General features: G+C 71.8%; 24 protein-coding genes. 10 read left to right on the top strand and 14 right to left on the bottom strand.

Annotated elements, in window-relative coordinates:
- Positions 1-187: 187 nt before the first annotated feature.
- Both ACLJOK_RS28280 and ACLJOK_RS28275 read right to left on the bottom strand, forming a co-directional pair.
- A complete protein-coding gene (locus ACLJOK_RS28280) occupies positions 188-712 on the bottom strand; it encodes an O-acetyl-ADP-ribose deacetylase (RefSeq protein WP_410821662.1) in 525 nt (174 codons plus the stop codon).
- A gap of 1 nt (position 713) precedes the next feature.
- Positions 714-1,505, bottom strand: coding sequence for an EI24 domain-containing protein (locus ACLJOK_RS28275; RefSeq protein ID WP_410821661.1), 792 nt, complete (start codon positions 1,503-1,505; stop codon positions 714-716).
- Between the two features lie 200 nt (positions 1,506-1,705).
- Here ACLJOK_RS28275 and ACLJOK_RS28270 point away from each other — a divergent pair, with 200 nt between their 5' ends.
- Genes ACLJOK_RS28270 through ACLJOK_RS28250 form a run of 5 tightly spaced genes read left to right on the top strand, consistent with a single transcriptional unit; the run spans position 1,706 to position 6,271 of the window.
- A complete protein-coding gene (locus tag ACLJOK_RS28270) occupies positions 1,706-2,614 on the top strand; it encodes an ABC transporter ATP-binding protein (protein ID WP_410821660.1) in 909 nt (302 codons plus the stop codon).
- A 12-nt stretch (positions 2,615-2,626) separates the two neighbouring features.
- Positions 2,627-3,361 carry an ABC transporter permease gene (locus ACLJOK_RS28265; RefSeq protein WP_410821659.1) on the top strand — a complete coding sequence of 245 codons (735 nt, stop codon included), beginning with the start codon at positions 2,627-2,629 and terminating at the stop codon, positions 3,359-3,361.
- 11 nt (positions 3,362-3,372) lie between these two features.
- Complete coding sequence (locus tag ACLJOK_RS28260) at positions 3,373-4,641, top strand: sensor histidine kinase (RefSeq protein ID WP_410821658.1); 1,269 nt, start codon at positions 3,373-3,375, stop codon at positions 4,639-4,641.
- Complete coding sequence (locus tag ACLJOK_RS28255) at positions 4,638-5,279, top strand: response regulator (protein ID WP_410821657.1); 642 nt, start codon at positions 4,638-4,640, stop codon at positions 5,277-5,279. The genes ACLJOK_RS28260 and ACLJOK_RS28255 overlap by 4 nt, the downstream gene beginning before the upstream one ends.
- Positions 5,280-5,302: 23 nt before the next feature.
- Positions 5,303-6,271 (top strand): helix-turn-helix transcriptional regulator, encoded by a 969-nt coding sequence (locus ACLJOK_RS28250; protein WP_410821656.1) that lies wholly within the window; start codon positions 5,303-5,305, stop codon positions 6,269-6,271.
- On the opposite strand, the gene ACLJOK_RS28245 is transcribed toward ACLJOK_RS28250, so the two are convergent.
- The 6 genes from ACLJOK_RS28245 to ACLJOK_RS28220 all read right to left on the bottom strand — a co-directional run bounded on the left by ACLJOK_RS28245 (position 6,262) and on the right by ACLJOK_RS28220 (position 10,482).
- Positions 6,262-7,176, bottom strand: a complete 915-nt coding sequence (locus ACLJOK_RS28245) for an SDR family oxidoreductase (protein ID WP_410821655.1) — start codon at positions 7,174-7,176, stop codon at positions 6,262-6,264. The two genes, ACLJOK_RS28250 and ACLJOK_RS28245, sit on opposite strands and share 10 nt — an antisense overlap.
- Positions 7,177-7,231: 55 nt before the next feature.
- On the bottom strand, positions 7,232-7,969 hold the full coding sequence (locus ACLJOK_RS28240) for an alanyl-tRNA editing protein (RefSeq protein ID WP_410821654.1): 738 nt from the start codon (positions 7,967-7,969) through the stop codon (positions 7,232-7,234).
- 11 nt (positions 7,970-7,980) lie between these two features.
- The gene (locus tag ACLJOK_RS28235; protein WP_410821653.1) at positions 7,981-8,868 is read right to left on the bottom strand and encodes an alpha/beta fold hydrolase; all 888 of its coding nucleotides are present in this window, start codon (positions 8,866-8,868) and stop codon (positions 7,981-7,983) included.
- Positions 8,865-9,179, bottom strand: a complete 315-nt coding sequence (locus ACLJOK_RS28230) for a DUF2516 family protein (RefSeq protein ID WP_030327754.1) — start codon at positions 9,177-9,179, stop codon at positions 8,865-8,867. The genes ACLJOK_RS28235 and ACLJOK_RS28230 overlap by 4 nt, the downstream gene beginning before the upstream one ends.
- Positions 9,180-9,250: 71 nt before the next feature.
- Positions 9,251-9,886 (bottom strand): hypothetical protein, encoded by a 636-nt coding sequence (locus tag ACLJOK_RS28225; protein WP_410821652.1) that lies wholly within the window; start codon positions 9,884-9,886, stop codon positions 9,251-9,253.
- Positions 9,883-10,482, bottom strand: a complete 600-nt coding sequence (locus tag ACLJOK_RS28220) for a helix-turn-helix domain-containing protein (RefSeq protein ID WP_410821651.1) — start codon at positions 10,480-10,482, stop codon at positions 9,883-9,885. Before ACLJOK_RS28220 ends, ACLJOK_RS28225 begins: the two co-directional genes overlap by 4 nt.
- A gap of 112 nt (positions 10,483-10,594) precedes the next feature.
- Between ACLJOK_RS28220 and ACLJOK_RS28215 the strand changes: the two genes are divergently transcribed.
- Positions 10,595-11,392 (top strand): alpha/beta fold hydrolase, encoded by a 798-nt coding sequence (locus tag ACLJOK_RS28215; RefSeq protein ID WP_410821650.1) that lies wholly within the window; start codon positions 10,595-10,597, stop codon positions 11,390-11,392.
- 21 nt (positions 11,393-11,413) lie between these two features.
- On the opposite strand, the gene ACLJOK_RS28210 is transcribed toward ACLJOK_RS28215, so the two are convergent.
- The 4 genes from ACLJOK_RS28210 to ACLJOK_RS28195 form a co-directional block, all read right to left on the bottom strand.
- Positions 11,414-12,373 carry an asparaginase gene (locus tag ACLJOK_RS28210; RefSeq protein WP_410821649.1) on the bottom strand — a complete coding sequence of 320 codons (960 nt, stop codon included), beginning with the start codon at positions 12,371-12,373 and terminating at the stop codon, positions 11,414-11,416.
- 94 nt (positions 12,374-12,467) lie between these two features.
- Positions 12,468-13,295, bottom strand: coding sequence for a 3-keto-5-aminohexanoate cleavage protein (locus ACLJOK_RS28205; protein ID WP_410821648.1), 828 nt, complete (start codon positions 13,293-13,295; stop codon positions 12,468-12,470).
- A gap of 23 nt (positions 13,296-13,318) precedes the next feature.
- On the bottom strand, positions 13,319-14,431 hold the full coding sequence (locus ACLJOK_RS28200) for a YgfZ/GcvT domain-containing protein (RefSeq protein WP_410821647.1): 1,113 nt from the start codon (positions 14,429-14,431) through the stop codon (positions 13,319-13,321).
- Positions 14,428-14,856 carry a Fur family transcriptional regulator gene (locus tag ACLJOK_RS28195; protein ID WP_091402843.1) on the bottom strand — a complete coding sequence of 143 codons (429 nt, stop codon included), beginning with the start codon at positions 14,854-14,856 and terminating at the stop codon, positions 14,428-14,430. Before ACLJOK_RS28195 ends, ACLJOK_RS28200 begins: the two co-directional genes overlap by 4 nt.
- A 69-nt stretch (positions 14,857-14,925) precedes the next feature.
- Here ACLJOK_RS28195 and ACLJOK_RS28190 point away from each other — a divergent pair, with 69 nt between their 5' ends.
- Positions 14,926-15,804 (top strand): aminotransferase class IV, encoded by an 879-nt coding sequence (locus ACLJOK_RS28190; RefSeq protein WP_410821646.1) that lies wholly within the window; start codon positions 14,926-14,928, stop codon positions 15,802-15,804.
- A 20-nt stretch (positions 15,805-15,824) separates the two neighbouring features.
- Here the strand turns inward: ACLJOK_RS28190 and ACLJOK_RS28185 are convergent, their stop codons facing one another.
- Together ACLJOK_RS28185 and mtfM are read right to left on the bottom strand one after the other, a co-directional pair.
- Positions 15,825-16,415, bottom strand: a complete 591-nt coding sequence (locus ACLJOK_RS28185; protein ID WP_410822202.1) for an FABP family protein — start codon at positions 16,413-16,415, stop codon at positions 15,825-15,827.
- A gap of 2 nt (positions 16,416-16,417) precedes the next feature.
- A complete protein-coding gene (mtfM, locus tag ACLJOK_RS28180) occupies positions 16,418-16,522 on the bottom strand; it encodes a small membrane protein MtfM (RefSeq protein WP_030327764.1) in 105 nt (34 codons plus the stop codon).
- A 12-nt stretch (positions 16,523-16,534) separates the two neighbouring features.
- Between mtfM and ACLJOK_RS28175 the strand changes: the two genes are divergently transcribed.
- The 3 genes from ACLJOK_RS28175 (at position 16,535) to ACLJOK_RS28165 (ending at position 19,420) form a co-directional block, all read left to right on the top strand.
- Positions 16,535-16,909, top strand: a complete 375-nt coding sequence (locus ACLJOK_RS28175) for a DsrE family protein (protein ID WP_091402848.1) — start codon at positions 16,535-16,537, stop codon at positions 16,907-16,909.
- A 79-nt stretch (positions 16,910-16,988) separates the two neighbouring features.
- Entirely contained in the window at positions 16,989-17,369 is a 381-nt protein-coding gene (locus tag ACLJOK_RS28170) for an SCP2 sterol-binding domain-containing protein (protein ID WP_410821645.1), read from the top strand.
- The gene (locus ACLJOK_RS28165; RefSeq protein WP_410821644.1) at positions 17,366-19,420 is read left to right on the top strand and encodes a glycogen debranching N-terminal domain-containing protein; all 2,055 of its coding nucleotides are present in this window, start codon (positions 17,366-17,368) and stop codon (positions 19,418-19,420) included. The genes ACLJOK_RS28170 and ACLJOK_RS28165 overlap by 4 nt, the downstream gene beginning before the upstream one ends.
- The last annotated feature ends 5 nt before the right edge of the window (positions 19,421-19,425 follow it).

Raw genomic sequence — 19,425 nt, 5'->3', positions numbered from 1 at the left:
TAGCCGATATGTACGGAATGCCCCCTATGCCGCGACCGAGAGTGCAAGATCGCCGAAGGGACGAGCCCGAACTCGTCGATCATGGAGTTGTGGTGCCTGCTTTGGTGCTACAAGGGCGCTTTGTCACCCACCACAACTCCATGATCGACGGGGGCAGCGCCGGGGTGATCAGGGAGAAGGCAGGTGTTCAAGGCGAGCGCCGCTCCTCGAACACCTGGCGGGCGACGGCGTGGGTGTCAGGGCCGAAGAGCACCAGGCGGGCTTCGGTGACGGTGGCCGGGGTGGCAGAGCGAAGCACCGCCAGCGCCTGACCGACCGCGTCGTCGACCGGCCAGCCGTAGATGCCGGCGGAGATCAGCGGAAAGGCCACAGTGCTCGCGCCCACCTCGTCGGCCACCCGGAGACTGTTGTCGTAGCAGTCGCGCAGCAGCGCCGACCGGTCCTCGTTGGCCGACCAGACCGGCCCCACGGTATGGATCACCCATCGGGCCGGTAGCTCTCCGGCAGTGGTCGCCGCCGCTTGTCCGGTGCGCAGGCCCTTGCCGTAGCGGGACGCCCGCAGCGCCCGGCACTCGGCCAGGATCGCTGGGCCGCCGCGCCGGTGGATCGCACCGTCGACCCCACCGCCGCCGAGCAGGGACGAGTTCGCGGCGTTCACGATGGCGTCCACCCGCTGGGTGGTGATGTCCCCCTCGACCAGAGTGATCTCCATGTCAGCTCTCCTCGATCGGCTGGCCCATCGAGCGACGGGCTAGCAGGGTGGCACCGGCGACCGCGGCCGGCATGATCAGCACGGCGCCGAGCGGAATCAGGAAGCAGAGGAAGACGGCCACTCCGAAGCCGAGCGCGGTGGGCCGGTCGGCCTTCAGGATCGTCCGACGCTGCGGCAGCCGCATCCCGCGTCGGTAGAACGGCGCACCGACCAGTTCCACGGCGAGGAACCACCCGCCCACTGCCGCGCCGATGACCGGGACGACAGTCTGGCCGACCACCGGGATGAAGCCGGCGACGAAGAGCGGGATGCCGACCAGCGCCGTGAGCGCCACCAGGCGTACCGAGTCGGCGAGGCTGCGACGCAGCGACGACCAGAACGGCACGTCCACCGCGCCCGGAGTGCCGCCGTACCGCTGCTCGACCTGCTCGGAGATCTTCTCGTAGAAGGGGTCGCCGATGACCAGTGTGACAGCGGTGAAGGTGAGCACGCCGAGCAGGCCGCCGAGCCCCAGGAAGGCCAGCCCGGCGATCACCCGGACCAGGCTGCGGCCGGTGCTCGACCAGTCGTCGGCGAACGGGGTGACCAGCGCGGCGAGGTCGTCCACGAAGTACACCAGCGTGGCGAGCGCGGCGAGGAAGAGCACGCCGGAGATCAGCGCCGGCACGATGCCGAGCAGCATCAGCCCCGGATTGCGGACGTAGAGGCCCAACCCGCGCAGGAGCAGCCCCGCCCCGGCGAGGAAGCGTCCGACGACCCCGGTCACCGGGCTGGCGATTCTGCTGGCATCCACGATCGAGCAGCCTAACCAGCCGTGATCGGATCCGCCGGGCGGAGCGCTAGCAGCGCCTCGCCACGTACACATCAACCGGTTGACGGACGGTGGCGATCCACCGGGGACGCGGAGGTTCGTCGCTGACCGGTCGATTCGCCGCCGGCTCACCCCGACAACCCTTGAGGGGTACGAAGTCAGCGGCGGCGGAAGGCGGCACGATGCCGGTCATCGAGGTGACCCACCTGAAGAAGCGGTACGGCGACCTGGTGGCGGTGGACGACGTGTCGCTGGCCGTGGAGGCGGGCGAGATCTTTGGCGTCCTCGGTCCGAACGGCGCTGGCAAGACCACCACCGTGGAGTGTGTCGCCGGGCTGCGTGTCCCCGACGGGGGCGGGGTGTCGGTCCTCGGGCTCGACCCCCGCCGGGACTCGGCCCAGCTACGCCAGCGGGTCGGGGTGCAACTCCAGGAGAGTCAACTGCCGGACCGGCTGCGGGTGGCCGAGGCACTGGAGTTGTACGCCTCGTTCTACAGCGACCCCGCCGACCCGGCCGAGCTGATCGACAAGCTGGGCCTCGGCGACAAGCGGAACACCGCGTACAAGAAGCTCTCCGGCGGTCAGAAGCAGCGGCTCTCCATCGCGCTGGCCCTGGTGGGCAACCCGGAGATCGCCATCCTCGACGAGCTGACCACCGGGCTGGACCCGCAGGCTCGCCGGGACACCTGGGGCCTGATCGAACAGGTCCGCGACAGCGGGGTGACGATCGTGCTGGTCACCCACTTCATGGAGGAGGCCGAGCGGCTCTGCGACCGGGTCGCGGTGATCGACCGGGGTCGGGTGGTCGCCCTGGACAGCCCGGCGGGCCTGGTGTCGACTGTGGCTCCGGAGCAGCGGATCCGGTTCCGACCCTCGGCTCCGGTCGACGACCGGCTCCTCACCGACCTGCCCGAGGTCTCCGCCGTGCAGCGCACCGGCAGCCAGGTGGTGGTGACCGGCACCGGTGAGCTGCTGCACGCCGTCACCTCGGTGCTCGCCCGTCACCAGATCGTCGCCGCTGACCTGCGGCTGGAGCAGTCCACCCTCGACGACGCCTTCGTCGAGCTGACCGGGCACCGGCCCGCCAACTGAGAGGGAGCCAGCATGCACGCCTTCCGCAACATCCTGAGAATCGAGGCGCGGCTCTATCTGCGGGACCTGCCGACACTGCTTCTCACCGTCGGGCTGCCCACAGTGATCCTGGTGGTGCTCGGGTTGGTTCCCTCGCTGCGCAAGCCGGATCCGACCTTCGACGGGCAGACCTTCGTCAGCTACTTCGCCCCGTCGCTGCTGGTGGTCACCCTCGCCATGGTGGGGGTGAACATCCTGCCGGCCGTGCTGGCCACCTACCGGGAACGTGGCGTGCTGCGCCGGCTGGCGACCACCCCGGCGCATCCGGCGGCGCTGCTCGCCGCCCAACTGGTGCTGGCCCTGGCCGGGATCCTGGCCAGCGCGCTGCTGCTCATCCTTGTCGCCCGGTTCGCGTTCGGTGTGCCGTTCCCCCGGCACCCGCTCGGCTTCACGCTGGCGTTCGTCCTCGGCACGGCCGCCCTGCTGTCGCTCGGCCTGCTGGTCGCCGCCGTGGCCCGCACGACGAAGGCGGCACAGGCCCTGGCCGTGCCGCTGTTCATGATCACCATGTTCTTCGGCGGGGTCTACCTTCCCCGGTTCCTGCTTCCGGACGCCGTGGCGCGGATCGGCGACTACACGCCGCCCGGGGTGCAGGCGCTCCTCGACGCCTGGACCGGCACCCCGCCGCAGCCGCTGCACCTGGGGATAATGGCGGTGATCGCCGTGGTGGCCGGCGCCGGCGCGGCGAAACTGTTCCGCTGGGAGTGAGCGGAGATGCGATGACCTGCAACGGTGGGCACGACCGTCTGGCCAGTTGGCGAGAGCGCGAGGCGAGCCTCTATCGGGTGTTCCCCTTCGGCGGGCTGGCCCTGGGCACCCTGCTGGCCCTCGTCGCACCGGCACCCGATCATCTCGGGACACTGCCCACCCTCGCCATCGCCGTGGCGGCCGGATGCTGGGTTGCCTGGTTCGTCACAGTGCACCCCGGCTGGCAGAGCCGGCGCACGCTGATGGCGGTCTACTACGCCGGGCTGCTCACGTTCGCCGCCGCACTGGTGGCCAGCAGTCCGTGGTACGGCTTCTTCGCCTGGATCGGCTACATCCACGCCTTTCCGGTGCTGCCCGGCCGCTGGCGGGTCGCCGGCGTGGTCACCACGGCCGCCCTCGTCGCCACCTCCCAGGGCGGTGGCCTGTCGGTGGTGCTGTCGCACTGGCCGCTCTGGCTGGTGCTGGTGCTGTTCAACCTGGTGGTGGCCGGCTCGGTGAGCTGGTTCGCGATGGTCGCCGAACAGGAGGACGCCAAACGCAAGCGGTTGGTGGCGGAACTCGGCGAGACCAACCGCCAGCTCACCGAGACGGTCAGTGAGAACGCCGGGCTGCACGCCCAACTGCTCACCCAGGCCCGGGAGGCCGGCGTGCTGGACGAGCGGCAACGAATGGCGCGCGAGATCCACGACACCCTGGCGCAGGGGTTGACCGGCATCATCACCCAACTGGAGGCGGCCGAGCAGACCCGCGACCGGTCCGCCGAGTGGCGCCGGCACGTCGACAACGCGCTCGCGCTGGCCCGGGAGAGTCTCACCGAGGCCCGCCGCTCGGTTCAGGCGGTCCGTCCGGAGCCGTTGGAGACCGCCCGGCTACCGGACGCCCTCGTCGAGCTGGGCGGGCGCTGGTCGGCCCTGAACGGGGTACGGGCCGACGTGGCCACCACCGGCACACCCCGCCCGCTGCACCCGGAGGTCGAGGTGACCCTGCTCCGGGCCGCCCAGGAGGCGCTGTCCAACGTGGCCCGGCACGCCGCCGCGTCGCGGGTCGGGCTGACCCTGTCGTACATGGCGGACGTGGTCACGCTCGATGTCCGCGACGACGGGACGGGCTTCGACCTCACCGACCAACCGCTGCCCCGTGAGCCGGGCGGCGGGTACGGGCTGACCGCCATGCGGCAACGGGTGACAAGGGTCGGTGGCGAGTTGGCCGTCGAGTCCGAGCCGGGCAGCGGCACCGCCATCTCGGCATCCGTCCCCGCGCTACCCGGAGGTGCCGCTTGACCGCCCCGGTTCGACTGCTGATCGTCGACGATCATCCGGTGGTGCGGGACGGGCTGCGGGGGATGTTCACCGGCGACCCCGATTTCGAGGTGGTGGGCGAGGCGGCGGACGGCTCGGAGGCGTTGGCCCTGGTCGCGACGCTGCGGCCCGACGTCGTGCTGATGGACCTGCGGATGCCCGGGATGGACGGGGTGACCGCCATCGGCAGGCTGGCTCGCGCCGGCAGCACCGCCCGGGTGCTGGTGCTCACCACCTACGACACGGACGCGGACGTGCTGCCGGCGATCGAGGCGGGTGCGACCGGTTACCTGCTCAAGGACACCCCTCGGGAGGATCTGGTCCGGGCGGTCCGGGCCGCGGCCCGGGGTGAGTCGGTGCTCGCGCCGAGCGTCGCCGGCCGGCTGATGGGCCGGCTGCGCGCACCCGCCGAGGAGCCGCTGAGCCAACGGGAGCTGGAGGTGCTCACCCTGGTGGCCCGCGGTGCCTCCAACCGGGAGGCGGCGACCCGCCTGTTCATCAGCGAGGCCACAGTCAAGACGCACCTGCTGCACGTGTACGCCAAGCTCGGGGTCAACGACCGGGCTGCCGCGGTGGCCACCGCGTACGACAGGGGTTTGCTGACGCCCGGCGGGCGGTGAGCGGGACCGGGCAGGATGGGCGGGTGCGCGCGTCCCGACTGATCTCTTTGCTGTTGCTGTTGCAGTCGCGCGGCTCGATGACCGCGAGCGAGCTGGCGCGGGAGTTGAAGGTCTCCGAGCGGACCGTCTACCGGGACGTCCTGGCGCTCTCCGCCGCTGGCGTGCCGGTCTACGCCGACCGGGGGCGGGCCGGCGGTTACCGCCTGCTCGGCGGGTACCGCACCCGACTGACCGGGCTGACCCGGGACGAGGCGGAGGCGCTCTTCCTCGCCGGGCTGCCCGGGCCGGCCGGCGAGATGGGGCTCGCCGACGCTGTCGCGTCCGCCGAGCTGAAGGTGCTCGCCGCGCTGCCACCCGCCCTGCGCGACGCGCCGGCCCGTGCCGGGCAGCGGTTCCACCTGGACGTGCCGGGCTGGTTCCGGGAGACCGCGCCACCGCTCTGGCTGCCCGAGCTGGCCCGGGCGGTCTGGGGCGACCGGGTCGTGGAGCTGCGCTACCGACGCGGCGACCGGGAGGTGACCCGCCTGGTCCAGCCGTACGGCCTGGTACTCAAGAGCGGGGTCTGGTATCTGGTCGGCCGGGTCGGCGACGATGTGCGCACCTACCGGGTGGACCGGGTCACCGGGGTCGGAGTGAGCGACGAACACTTCGACCGCGACGAGGGCTTCGACCTGGCCGGGCACTGGCGCGAGCAGGCCGGGTCGTTCCTGCGGACCATGCTGCGGGCCGAGGTCACCGTCCGGCTGAGCCCCGCCGGCCTGCGCCAGCTCCGGCACCTGGTCGATGCCCCCTTCGTGTACGACGAGCTGGTCGCCGCCGCCAGCCCACCCGACGGGCAGGGCTGGGTGGTGGCGCGGCTGCCCGTCGAGTCGGTCCAGGTGGCGTACCACCAACTGCTGGGGCTCGGCCCCGAGGTCGAGGTCGTCGACCCACCCGAGCTGCGACAGTTGTTCGCGGCGAGCGCCGACCGGCTCGCCGCGCTCTACCGGTAGCCGGTCACGTCCGCCGGCTTGCCCGCGTCGACCACCTCGGTGATGTAGCGGAAGCCCTCGGGTTGGCTGCCGTCGAGGTCGGTGAACCCGTACACCTTGGACAGCGTGCCGGCGTCGACGGACTTGCCGCTCCAGCGGGCCTTCTCCTCGTCGGCGGCGAGCGCGGCCACCGCCCGGCCGACGAAGGCCGGGGTCTCCGAGATGAGGAAGTTCGGGTCGGTGGCGGCGCCGTCGCGCCAGTTCTCCTCGGTCACGCCGAAGTGCTCCAGCATCGCCTCGGAGCGGATCCAGCCGGGGGTGAGCGCCACTGCCGTGCAGCCGTGCGGCTTCAGCTCGTGCGCCTGGCTGAAGGCGAGCCGGTTGACCGAGACCTTGGCCAGGTCGTAGAAGACCGACAGCCGGTAGTTCTCGTCGTTGTACGCCTTGGTGCCGTCGCCCATCTCCACCACCAGGCCGCCGGGCTTGCGGATCAGCAACGGCAGGGCGAAGTGGCTGGTGATGATGTGCGTGTCGACGGCCAGTCGCAGGGTACGGAAGCCGGCGTCGAGCGGCTGCTCCCAGACCGGCTTGTCCCAGGTGACCAGCGGGTCGCCGCCCCAGATGTCGTTCACCAGCACGTCGAGTTGGCCCTGCTCGGCGTCGATCCGGACGACCAGGTCGCGGACCTGCTCGGGCACCAGGTGGTCGACCTGAACGGCGATGCCGGTGCCGCCGGCCGCGCTGACCAGCTCGGCGGTCTCCTCGATGGTCTCGGGTCGGTCCATCTCGGAGCGGCCGGCCCGTGTGCTGCGACCGGTGGCGTAGACAGTGGCACCGGCCGCGCCGAGCTGAACGGCGATCTGCCGCCCGGCACCACGGGTGGCACCGGCGACGAGCGCGATCTTTCCTGTGAGCGGTTGTGTCATGCCTGCGACGTTGTCAGGAATACCTGACAACCGACGTCCGAATTCGGTACTCGATCTAGTCGACCAGCCGGACCCGGACCCGGCGGTTGGCCCGGCCCTTGCTCTCCACCTTGACCACCTGGACCTTGCCGATCTGGGCGGTGGAGGCGACGTGGGTGCCGCCGTCGGCCTGCACGTCCAGCCCGACGATGTCGACGATCCGGACCTCCTGCTCATCCGGCGGGATGAGGTTGGACTGGGTACGGATGATGTCCGGCAGCGCCAGCGCCTCGGTGCGCGGCAGCACCCGGGTGGCGACCGAGCGGTCGGCGGCCACCTCGGCGTTGACCAGCTCCTCGATGCGGCTCTTGAAGTCCGGGGGCACCTCGGGGAGGTTGAAGTCCATCCGGGCCTCCCCCGGTTCCATCGAGTTTCCGGTGACGAGCGCGCCGAAGTCGCGGAACACCACGCCGCAGAGCACGTGCAGGCCCGAGTGGGTACGCATCAGCCGGGTCCGGCGCTCGTCCTCCACAGCGCCGAGGACCTCGGTGCCGACCGGCGGCAGCGGGTCACCCTCGGCGGGGATCAGGTAGGGGTCGTCGCCCTTGCGGGTGCCGACGATCCGGGTCTGCACGCCCTGCCAGAGCAGCACGCCGTGGTCGGGTGGCTGACCACCGCCGCCCGGGTAGAACGCCGAACGGTCCAGCACGATGCCCTGCTCCGCGTCGGAGTGCAGGACCGTGCACGTCCATTCGCGCACTGTCGGGTCGGCAAGGTCCAGCCGGTGCGTGCGGCCATGCTGTGTGACGCCCATGACAGGGCAGGCTACTCGTTCAGGAAGCCGGAAATGCGGTCCCGCAGATCAGCGCGTTCCGACCAGAGCACGCCGGGCCGGTCGTACACGTGCAGGGTGGCCTGGGGCAGCGCGACGGCGAGCCGCTCGGCGACCTCGACCGGGTGCAGGTCGTCGCCGGCGCAACCGATCACCAGCGCCGGCGTGGTGACGCCCGACAGGTCACCGATCTGGCGCAGCGGTGTCTGGTCGGTGAGCGTGGCCAGACCGTCGGCCAGACCGTCGCGAAGCAGTTGGTCGAGTCGTTGGCGCAGGTAGGCCCAACCGGCCGGGGTGTTGCGCACCGCCGGGGGCAACTCCAGCGTGACGATGTCGGCGACCGCCGAGGCGTCCCCGCTCTCCACCGCCTCCAGCAGGTCCGTGACGCGTTCCCGGGCGATCGGCCCGCGTGGCTCGTCGAGGACCGCGGGCAGGAAGAAGACCAGTTTGTCGAAACGATCCGGGCTCTCCACGAGGAGTCGGCAGAGGGCACCCGCGCCGAGGCTCGCGCCGAACGCCCGGCTGGCGCCCCCGAGGTCGGCGATCGCCCGCAGATCACGGGCAAGGTCCAGGTAGTTCCACGGCCCGTCCGGGGCTTCGGAGCGGCCGTGCCCGCGGAACTGGAAGAACACCTTGCGGCCGTTCACCCCACTGCCGAACGGGCGGGTGGTGGCGATGCCGTTGCCCAGCCCGTGCGCGAACACGGTGACCGGATCACCGGTGCCGGTGACCAGCCGCTCCAGCCGTACGCCGTGCGGGGTGGTGACCAGCTCGGTCTCCGGCTCCGGCAGCGCCGGCCGGCCGGTACGCGGCCCACCCGGCCCGGGCCCCCAGGTGCGGGGCCCGCTGTCGGGTGGGGGCGGCCAGCGAAAACCTCTCACCAGAACCCTTTGCCGTCGCTCAGGTCGCGCAGACCGACCCGGACGTCGAGCAGGTAGATGAGCGCGGCGGCGATGCCGATCAGTCCGAAGAGGCTGATCGGACCGAAGCCGAGCAGTGTGAGCACGAGGCAGACCGCCAGGATGGCGATCCAGCCGCCCTTGGGCAGCGTCCCGATGGCGGGGAAGGCGTCGGAGCGCTGCGTGACGGCATGCACCAGCGCGACACCCTGGATGATCAGCGCGAAGACGAGCAGGATCAGCTCGATCACGTAGCGGACTTCGAACGCGAAGATCGGCGCGGCGTTGGCCATGTCGGCCAGTTTATGTCCACGACCCCGGCTACGTCCGACAAGGACGCCGCCGGGGTCGTCGACAGGATGAGCTACTCGGCGGCCGGGCGGGTCCGCTTGGTGGCCCGGGGAAGCTTCGCCGACGGGGTCTCGGCCGGCTTGGGAGCCTTCGGCGCGCGGGCGACCTTCTTGACCGCGGCCGGCTTCGCCTCGGCGATCTCGGCCACGTCGGCCGGGGTCGGCACATCGGCGGGGGCCGCAGCGGTGGGGGTGGTGACAGCCGCGGTGGTGGCCGGCGTCACGGCCTCGGTGGCCTCGATGTCGGCGTTGACAGTCTCGGCGGCCTCCAGCACGCCGGCACCGACGACCCGCTCGCCCCGGGCGACCAGCGCGCCGTACGCGGCGAACGCGCGCTCCTGGGCGACCTGGGCACTCGCGACCACCAGGGCAGCGTTGCGGGTCGCGGCGGCGCGCAGCTTGTCGATGTCGGCCACCTCGCGCAGCTTCGCCAGGTCGGCGGTCTCGTTGGCGGTGCGCAGCGTCTCGGTGGCCTTCTGCTTCAGCTCGAAGCCGGTCAGCACGGCCCGGCCACCCAGGTCGGCGACGACCCGGGTGCTGAGGACGCCGACCACTGCCGGCAGCTTGCGCAGCTGCTCGATGGCCAGCTCACCGGCGCCGGCGGCGGCGTAGATCGGGGCGGGGATGCGGTTGGTCTTCGGCTCGCTCATGACGTCTCCTCTTCGGCCGCCTCGGCGGCCTTCTTCTTCTGGGGGATGCTGGTGCTGCCCGGGGCGGGGGCGGTGCCCGCCTCGGTGACGGCGACCGACTCGAGCACAGCTTCGGTCGGGGTGCCGCCCACTGTGGTGGGGCCGGTAGCGGCGACATTCGCCAGGTCCGCGGCCTGGCTGGCGGGCTGGTCGGCGGCCTGGGGGACGGGCTGGTCGGCCTGCGCCGCCTCGGCTTCGGCCTGGGTCTCGGCCAGCCGGGTGTTCTCCCGGCGGAACGTCTCGTAGATCTGACTGAGCGACTGCTTCTGCGCCATCGTCAGGTCGGCGTCCACGGCGATGGCGGCGAGCACCCCGTGGCCTTCCTTGTCGTCGAGCAGACCGGCGCGCAGGTACATCGCCGGCGTGGAGACCCGCAGCGCGCTCGCCAGTTGCTGGAGCACCTCGGCGCTGGGTTTGCGCAGGCCGCGCTCGATCTGGCTGAGGTACGGGTTGCTGACCCCCGCTTGCTCGGCGAGCTGCCGCAGCGAGATCTTGGCGTTGCGCCGCAGATCGCGGATGAACCCGCCGACGTCGGGAAGGTCCTTGGGTGTGGCCATGGCAGCGACGCTAATGGCCGGCGCTAGCTCTTGCAAGCAAAACGCTAACCATAGTTAGCAAGGTCTCAGCATCCCGTTTGCGCGCCGCTCGCCCGGTCCGTACGGTCCGTCTGTGCACAAGATCACAGTCAATGGAGCAAGCATCGCGTACGACGAGGCCGGCACCGGTTCGCCCGTCGTCCTGCTGCACGCCGGAATCGCCGACCGGCGGATGTGGCGGGGACAGGTGTCCGCGCTCGCCGCCCGGCACCGGGTGATCGTCCCGGACCTGCGCGGCTACGGAGACTCGGAGCTCCCGCCGACCCCGTTCACGCACCACGACGACGTGGCCGGGCTGCTGGACGCGCTCGACCTGCCCCGGGCCGCTCTGGTCGGCTGTTCCTTCGGTGGGGGGGTCGCCATCGACACCGCGCTGGCCCACCCCGACCGGGTGAGCGCGCTCGCGCTGTTCGACACGGCGGTCTCCGGCAACGAGTGGTCCGACGAGGCGAACGACCTCTGGGACGACCTGGTCGGAGAGACCGACCCGGACGACTTCGTCGCCGGCGCGGCCGGTGAGGTGCGGTTCTGGGTGGTCGGCCCGCGACGCCAGCCAGAAAACGTCGACACGGAGCTGCTCGCGTTCGCGCAGGAGATGGACCAGCGTGCCCTCGCCGCCGAGCTGGCGCTCGGCGCGGTCGAGGTGGGAGAGCTGTCGCCACCGGCGATCGGCCGTCTCGGCGAGCTGAAGATCCCCGTCCTGGTCACCGCCGGCGCCGCGGACGTGCCGGACATCAGTCGGCTCGCCGACCGGATCGCCGCCGAGGTCCCCGGCGCGGTACGACTGCCCGACGTGCCGGACGCAGCCCACCTGCTGCCGCTGGAGCGCCCTGAGCCGGTCAACGCCGCACTGCTCGACTTCCTGAGCTAGCCACCCCCGCCGCCGGCGGTGTCACCAGAGCGGGCGGACCGCCCCGACCGGAACCCCGCCGCCGAAGAGCGGCACCTCGGCGTACTCGGTCAGCACCGGGGCGTCCACGCCGAGCCGCCGCAGCGCGGAGACCAGTACCGGCATCCGGGCCCGGTCGGCGCCGTCGTCGATCTTCAGCGCGACGGCGCCGACGCCCGGCAGCGCCACGGCGATCACACCCTCGGCACCGACCTTGGCCAGCAGCCCCGGGACACCACGCATCAGCCGGGTGTCGTCGGCCTGGGTGCCACCCACGATCTCCGGGTGCGCCCGCATCGCGTCGGCCACCGTCCGCGGCACCGAGCCGGTCTCGGCGTCGACCAGCCGGAGGTACGCCCCGGCTAGGCCGGTCAGCGACACCGCCAGGACCGGAGCGCCGCAGCCGTCGACCCCCACCGCCGCCGCCTGCTCGCCGGTGAACTCCTCGATGGCGGCCCGCAACCGCTGCTGTAGCGGGTGCTCCGGCCGCCAGTAGCCCTCCCGCGACCAACCGGCGGCCTCGCAGGTCAGCAGCATCCCGCTGTGCTTGCCGGAGCAGTTCATCTGCACCCGGCTCGGGCCGCCGCCGGCGCGAAGCACCGCCTCCCGGGCCGCGGCGCCCACCGGCAGGTCGGGTGGACAGTGCAGCGCCGACGCGTCCAGCCCGGCGCGCTCCAGCAGCGCACCGACCCGGGCCAGGTGGAATTCCTCGCCGGCGTGGCTCGCCGAGACCAGCGCCACGTCGGCCGGGTCGGTCAGGGCCAGGCCGGCCCGGAGCATCCCGATCGCCTGCATCGGCTTGCTGGCCGAGCGGGGGAAGATCGGCGAGGTCACGTCGCCGGCGGACGCCACCGCTGCACCGGCGGCGTCCAGCACGACCACCGAGCCGCGGTGCGCACCCTCCACGAACCCGGACCGGACCACCTCGGCGAGCGGCGCGCCGCCCTCGTACGTCTTCGTCACGCGCTGGACGGTACCGACGGTCCGGGGGTGCCCGGCGGCGGGGTGACCAGGAGGTCCATCGCCCGGGTGACAGGGGCGCGGGACGGACCCGGCCTTACAGCCCGAGCAGCTCGCGGGCCTCTGTGGTGGTCAGCGGCGGGCGCTGAGCGAGCTGGGCGAAACCGACAGCGCGGGCGACCAACTGCATGTTGGACTCCACCGGGCGGCCCTTCGCGTACGTCACGGTGTCCTCCATGCCGACCCGCAGGTGCCCGCCGGTCGACAGCGAGGCCAGCAGCACCGCGATGGTGCTCCGGCCGACGCCGGTGGCCGAGAAGGTGGTGCCCTCGGGCAGGTCCCGCAGCATCCGGTGGGCCGCGACCAGGGTCTCGGTGTTGCCCGGCATACCGCCCGGCACGCCCATCACGAAGTCGACGTGCACATGCCCGCCGGCCGGCAGCCCGTACTTGCCGAGCAGACGCTGCAACGCGGAGAGGTGGCCGAGGTCGAAGATCTCGTACTCCGGCACGATCCCGCGTTCCTGCATGCGGGTGTGCAGGTCGACGATGAACTCCCAGCGGTTGAGGAAGACGTCGTCGCCGAAGTTGACGGTGCCCATGGTGCAGGAGGCCATGTCCGGACGGGCGTCGAGCACGGCGAGCCGGGCGGCCTCCGGGTCGGTCACCGCGCCGCCGGAGGAGAGCTGCACGATCAGGTCGGTGCTCTCCCGCAGCGCCGCCACCGTGTCGGCCAGCCGCACCGGGTCGAGCGTCGGCCGGGCGTCGTCGTCGCGGATGTGGACGTGGATCACGGCGGCGCCGAGCGCCTCGCACTCCTTGGCGGTGAGCAGCAACTCGTCGAGGGTGACCGGCAGCGCCGGCACCTCCGCCTTGGCCGACTCAGCGCCGGTCGGGGCCACCGTGATCAACGTCCCTGTCGTCATGCCGGCGATCCTAGACGGCCCGCTCAGGACGGGTCGATCGCCGCCGCGGTCTCGCCGATCAGCAACGCGGCGTCGTCCGGGACGTTCCGCTTCAGCACCGCGAGCGCGACCTGGCCCAGCTCGTGGTGCAGCACGGCGGTGCCGACGAAGCCGACCGCCCGGCCGTCGAGGGTCACCGGCGTACCGGCCACCGGCGGCTGATCGGTGGTCACCCCGTCCAGATGCAGCAGTACGAGGCGACGCGGCGGCCGGCCCATGTTGTGCACCCGCGCCACCGTCTCCTGCCCCCGGTAGCAACCCTTGTCCAGGTGCACCGCCGGAGCGATCAGGTCGACCTCGGCCGGAATGGTCCGGTGGTCGGTGTCCACCCCGACCCGCGGCTGCCGGGCGGCCACCCGGATCGCCTCGTACGCCCACAGCCCCGCTACCGGCACCCCGGCGCCGCGCAGCTCCGCCACCACCTGGTCCATCGCCGACCGGGGCACCAGCAGGTCCACCCCGAGCGGACCACGTCGGGCCCAGCCGCCGATCGGCAGCGGTCGTACGTCGTACCGCGCGCTCGCCCGGAGTGGCACGGCACCGTGCGGGAACTTCGGACCCGGCACCGCCACCACGTCCGGTGCGGCGAGCCCGGTCACGCCGAGCGTGCCGAGCGCCTCCATGGCCGCAGGCCCGACCAGCGACAACAGCGCACGCTCGGCCGTCGCGTCGCGTGGTTCGACCTTGCTGAAGAACCGCATCTTCTCCAGGTAGGTCAGCAGGCCCTGGGTGGCGCCGGGCTCGGTGTCCAGCCAGGTGGTCTCGCCGTCCTCGGCGACCATGGCGTGCTGCTCGATGTGGCCGTGCGGGGACAGCACCAGCAACTCGGTGCCCTCGCCCGCGGCGAGCGCGCTCAGATGCTGCGAGGTGACAGTGTGCAGCCAACTGGCCCGTTCTTCCCCGGCCACCGCGATGACCCCTCGATGCGACCGGTCGACCAGACCGACAGCGGTGTCGAGGGTGCGCTGCTCGCGCAGCGGGTCGCCGTAGTGCGCGGCCACCCCCCGCACCCCGGCCGCGACGTGCGCCGGATCCGGCTGGTCACGGCTGGCCTCGTCGATGCCCTCGACGGCCACCGCACCCGCGATGTCGATCATTTCTCGTCCCCGTTCTCGCAGCGTACGCAGACGCCGAAGAGTGACACGTGCCCGATGTCCACCCGGAATCCGCGCTGCGCGGCCAACTGGTCGGCGAGGGGGCGGAGCAGCTCCGGATCGATCTCGTCGATCGCGCCACACTCCCGGCAGACCAGGTGGACGTGTTGGTGTTCACCGGCGGCGTGATAGGTCGGTGAGCCGTGCGACAGGTGCGTGTGGGTGACCAGACCGAGCCGTTCCAGCAGCTCAAGCGTGCGGTAGATGGTGGTGATGTTGACGCCGGCGGCGACCTCCCGGACCGCGGTGTGCACCTGCTCCGGGGTGGCGTGGCCCAGATCGAGCACCGCCTGGAGGACGAGCTGCCGCTGGGCCGTCAGCCGCAGCCCACGGGCCCGCAGCATTTCCGCGAGGGAGGATTCGGACACCGTCCGATCATAGTTCGGTCACCAGGCTGTTCCCCGCACCGCGATCGATCACCGCTACGCTCGACGGTCATGGTGAGGTCGTCCGTCGGGAAGAACGCGGCCGACCCGACCGCGCGGATCGCCGTCCTGGGGCGTGGCCCGGTGTCGCCCGGCGACCCGGTGCTCCGCGGTGACGACCTCGGGGTGCTGCACGGCGACGGCCTCTTCGAGACCATGCACCTGCGCGACGGCCAGCTGTGGCTGCGCGACGAACACCTGGCCCGCCTGGCCACGGCGGCCGCCGCCGTCGAGCTGCCACTGCCCCCCACCACCGCGCTGATCGACCTGCTGGACCAGGTGCGAACAGGCTGGCCAGCGGCTGTGGAGGGGGCACTTCGGTTGGTCTGCACCCGCGGCCCGGAGACCGGCGGCCCGCCCACGATCTATGCCACGCTGGCCCCGGTGCCGGCGGCCTCCCGGGCCGCCCGGCGGGACGGCATCACTGTGGCCACCCTGCCGCTGGGGCTGCCCGCCGCCGCCCGCAGCGAGCTGACCTGGCTGCCGGCCGGCATCAAGTCCACGTCGTACGCGGTCAACAGCGCCGCCCGCCGCTGGGCCCGCCGGGCCGGCGTGGACGACGTGCTCTGGATCTCCTCCGACGGGTACGCGCTGGAGGGCCCCACCGCCAATGTGGTGTGGCTCACCGACGACACGCTCTGCGCGGTGCCGGCCGCCAGCACCGGCATCCTCGCCGGCACCACAGCGGCGTGGCTGCTCGCCCACGCGACCGAGCTTGGCCTGGGCGCCGCCGAGCGGATGGTCAGCACCGCGGAACTGCACGCGGCGGACGGCGTGTGGTTCACCTCGTCACTGCGCGGAGCCGCCGAGGTCCACACGCTGGACGGGGTACGCCGGGCTCGCTGCCCGCGTACCCCCGCCCTACAGGCAGTGCTGGGTTTCCCCGTCTGACCAGCCACCGACCGTCGAGGTCAGCCCCCGACCCGGACGAGTCGGGCTGAGAGGTGCGGGCTGAGCCCGTGCCCCATGGCGGCCATCTCCTGGGCGTAGAGCAGCGCACCCTCGACGATGCCGAAGAGCCGGTGCCCGCCGGTGACCTCCTTGGCGGTCGGAGTCCGGATCACCGCGTCGGTGGCGAACTCGAGCTGCGTGCCGGTGCGCTTGCCCAGGTGCAGCTCCACCACCCCGGTCGGGGTGGTCAGCAGCGCCTCCAGCTCGTCGGTCGCCCGCCCATCCACCAGCACCGGCCGCCACCAGCCCACCTCGCGGCCGGCCGGACGGACCGGCTTGCTCTGCTCGTCGAGGATCCAGGCACGCGACTCGTAGTGCAGGAACGGTCGGCCGTCGTGGCTGATCCGGATCTCCTGCGCGTAGTCGAAATCCTCGATGGTGGGGAACCCGCCCTTGCCCCGGCCGCGCCACAGACCGATGTACGGCAGCAGGGCATCCAGCGCGGGGTGCAGCTTCGGCCCGACCCGCAGGTCGTGGCTCTCCTCGAACGGGTACTCCTCGACCGGCGGCGCGTTCAGCCACGGCGGCTGCAGCGGGTTCTCGCTCACCAGCGTCACCAACGTCCTCTCGAAATGCGTACGGCTAGGTAGACCAGGCCACCGGCGAGCCCGCCCAGGCCAGCGACCAGCAGGCTGACAAACCCGATCTCGGTAACCATCCCGGCCATCCTATGCTGGGCCACATGGCCCGCACTCTCGTCGTCAAGGCCACCGCAGGGGCGGACGCCCCGGAGCGGTGCGCGCAGGCATTCACCGTCGCCGCGACGGCGGTAGCGGCCGGGGTGGACGTCTCGCTCTGGCTGACCGGTGAGTCCACCTGGTTCGCGCTGCCCGGTCGCGCCCAGCAGTTCGACCTACCGCACTCCGCGCCCCTGGCTGAGCTGTTGCACGTCATCCTGACCAGCGGCCGGGTGACCGCCTGCACGCAGTGCGCGGCCCGACGGGACATCGGCCCGGACGACGTACTCCCCGGGGTCCGGATCGCCGGTGCCGCGGTGTTCGTCGAGGAGGCGTTGGCCGAGGGCGCGCAGGCGCTCGTCTACTGACCGCACGGCGACGGTGGGTCGATCCGAGCGGAGTGCCGATACCGACCCGACATCTCGGACGGCTGCCTACGATTCGGATGTGACCGAGGCGGCGGAGAGATTCTTCGAAGCGCTGCCGTCGCGCGCACCCGACGTCCTGGGCGGCCTGGCCGACGGCACCCTTCAGATCGACCTCGGCGACGAACACAGCACCGAACACTGGCTGGTCCGGATGCGGCCCGGGTTCGTGCAGGTCAGCCGTGGGCGTGGCCCGGCCGACGCGATCTGGTACAGCAGCGCCGCCCTCTTCGACCGACTGGTCACCGGCGAGGCCCAGGGGGTCGCGGCGGTGTTGCGCAACGAGAGCACGTTCAGCGGGAACGTGGTGCTCTTCCTCGCATTCCGCCGATTCTTTCCGGACCCGCCCGGCACCCGCGACCCCCGCGAAACGGCGCGTCGAGCAGCCGGGCGACTTCGGTGAAGGACCTCGTCAGCATCCTGGACGGCAACACCTTCCTGGTCAGCGACCGGCGGGGGGACATCGAGCCGTCCTACGACTTCCCCACCGGGCTGTTCTCCTTCGACACCCGCTTCCTGTCCACGTGGGTGCTCACCCTGGACGGCGAACGGCTGCACGCCCTCTCCGTCGACGACGCCGAGTCGTACCGCACCAAGTTCTTCCTCGCCCCCGGCGAACCCACGCACTATCTGGACGCCAAGGCGTCGGTGATCCGCAGCCGGGCGATAGTGGGCAGCTTCGAGGAGGAGCTGACAGTGCTGAACCACCTCGGCGCGGAGGTCGAGTGCACCCTCCGAATCGAGATCGCGGCCGACTTCGCCGACCTGTTCGAAATCAAGAACTCTCGGCAGAAGCGGGGCCGCACCACCGTCACTGTCGCCGAGAACGAGCTGCGGCTTACCTACCGGCGGGAGGCGTTCCACCGGGAGACGGTGGTCAGCACCACAGCGCCGGGCCAGGTCGACGAGACCGGAATGACCTTCCGGATCCGGGTGGCCCGCAACGCCCGGTGGACCACCCGGCTGCACGTGTCCAGCGTCGTCTACGGTGCCCGGGGCGAGGACATCCGGGCCACCCTCCCGTACGGCGGCAGCCGCAGCGCGAACGCCATCCGGGCTGAGCAGCAGGAGCTGATCGACCGGGCGCCGAAGCTCGGCTGCGACTGCGAGCCGCTGGCCGGGGCGTACCGGCGCAGCCTCAACGACCTGGCCGCGCTGCGGTACGAGTCGATCGCCCTGGGCGTACGGCTGATCGCGGCGGGACTCCCCTGGTTCATGACCCTGTTCGGCCGGGACAGCATCATCACCTCGTTGCAGGTGCTGCCGTTCCTGCCGGAGCTGGTTCCGCCGACCATCCTGATGCTGGCCGGACTGCAGGGGCAGCGGGTGGACGACTTCCGGGACGAGGAACCGGGCAAGATCCTGCACGAGCTGCGGTACGGGGAGACCGCCGGTTTCGAGGAGCAGCCGCACTCGCCGTACTACGGGTCGGCCGACTCGACGCCCCTGTTCATCATCCTGATCGACGAGTACGAGCGGTGGACCGGTGACGCCGCACTCGTCCGCAAGCTGGAACCGCAGGTCCGCGCGGCGTTGGAGTGGATCGACACCTACGGCGACCTGCTCGGCACCGGCTACCTCTGGTACCAGACCCGCAACCCCGAGACCGGCCTGCAGAACCAGTGCTGGAAGGACTCCTGGGACGCCATCTCGTACGCCGACGGCCAGCTGCCCGGCTTCCCCCGGGCCACCTGCGAGTTGCAGGGCTACGCGTACGACGCGAAGGTCCGGGCCGCCCGGCTCGCTCGGAAGTTCTGGAACGACCCGGAGTTCGCCGACGAGTTGGAGCGGCAGGCCGCCGACCTCAAACGGCGGTTCGACAGCGACTTCTGGATCGCCGACCGCGAGCACTACGCGCTCGCGTTGGACGCCGACGGTCGGCAGGTGGACGCGCTGACCTCGAACATTGGGCACCTGCTGTGGAGCGGCATCGTGGATGAGTCGCGCGCCGGCAAGGTGGTCGAGCACCTGCTCGGGCCCCGTTTGTTCTCCGGCTGGGGGGTGCGGACGCTCGCCGCGGACGAGGGGCGGTACAACCCGATCGGCTACCACGTGGGCACTGTCTGGCCGTTCGACAACTCGATCATCGCCTGGGGGTTGTGGCGGTACGGCTTCCGGGAGGAGGCCGGGTTGCTCTGCGACACGATGCTGGCGGCGTCCCGGTACTTCGAGGGTCGGCTGCCGGAGGCCTTCGCCGGCTACGCCCGGGACCTCACCGACTACCCGGTGGAGTACCCGACCGCGTGCAGCCCGCAGGCCTGGTCGACCGGCACCCCGCTGCTCCTGCTGCGGGTGATGCTCGGGTTGGAGCCGCAGGGCGAGCACCTGATCATCGACCCGGCCGTGCCACCGGGGATGGGCCGGGTCGAGCTGCTGGACATCCCCGGCCGGTGGGGCATGGTCGACGCGTTGGGCCGCAGCCGTGACCCGGAGGATCAGCCGGGCGACGGCTGACCCGA

The sequence above is a fragment of the Micromonospora sp. 050-3 genome (assembly GCF_046549335.1).
GTDB classification, from domain to species: domain Bacteria; phylum Actinomycetota; class Actinomycetes; order Mycobacteriales; family Micromonosporaceae; genus Micromonospora; species Micromonospora trifolii.
Note: the sequence above shows the minus strand (reverse complement) of the source record. Positions and strands in the feature narration are given on the sequence as shown.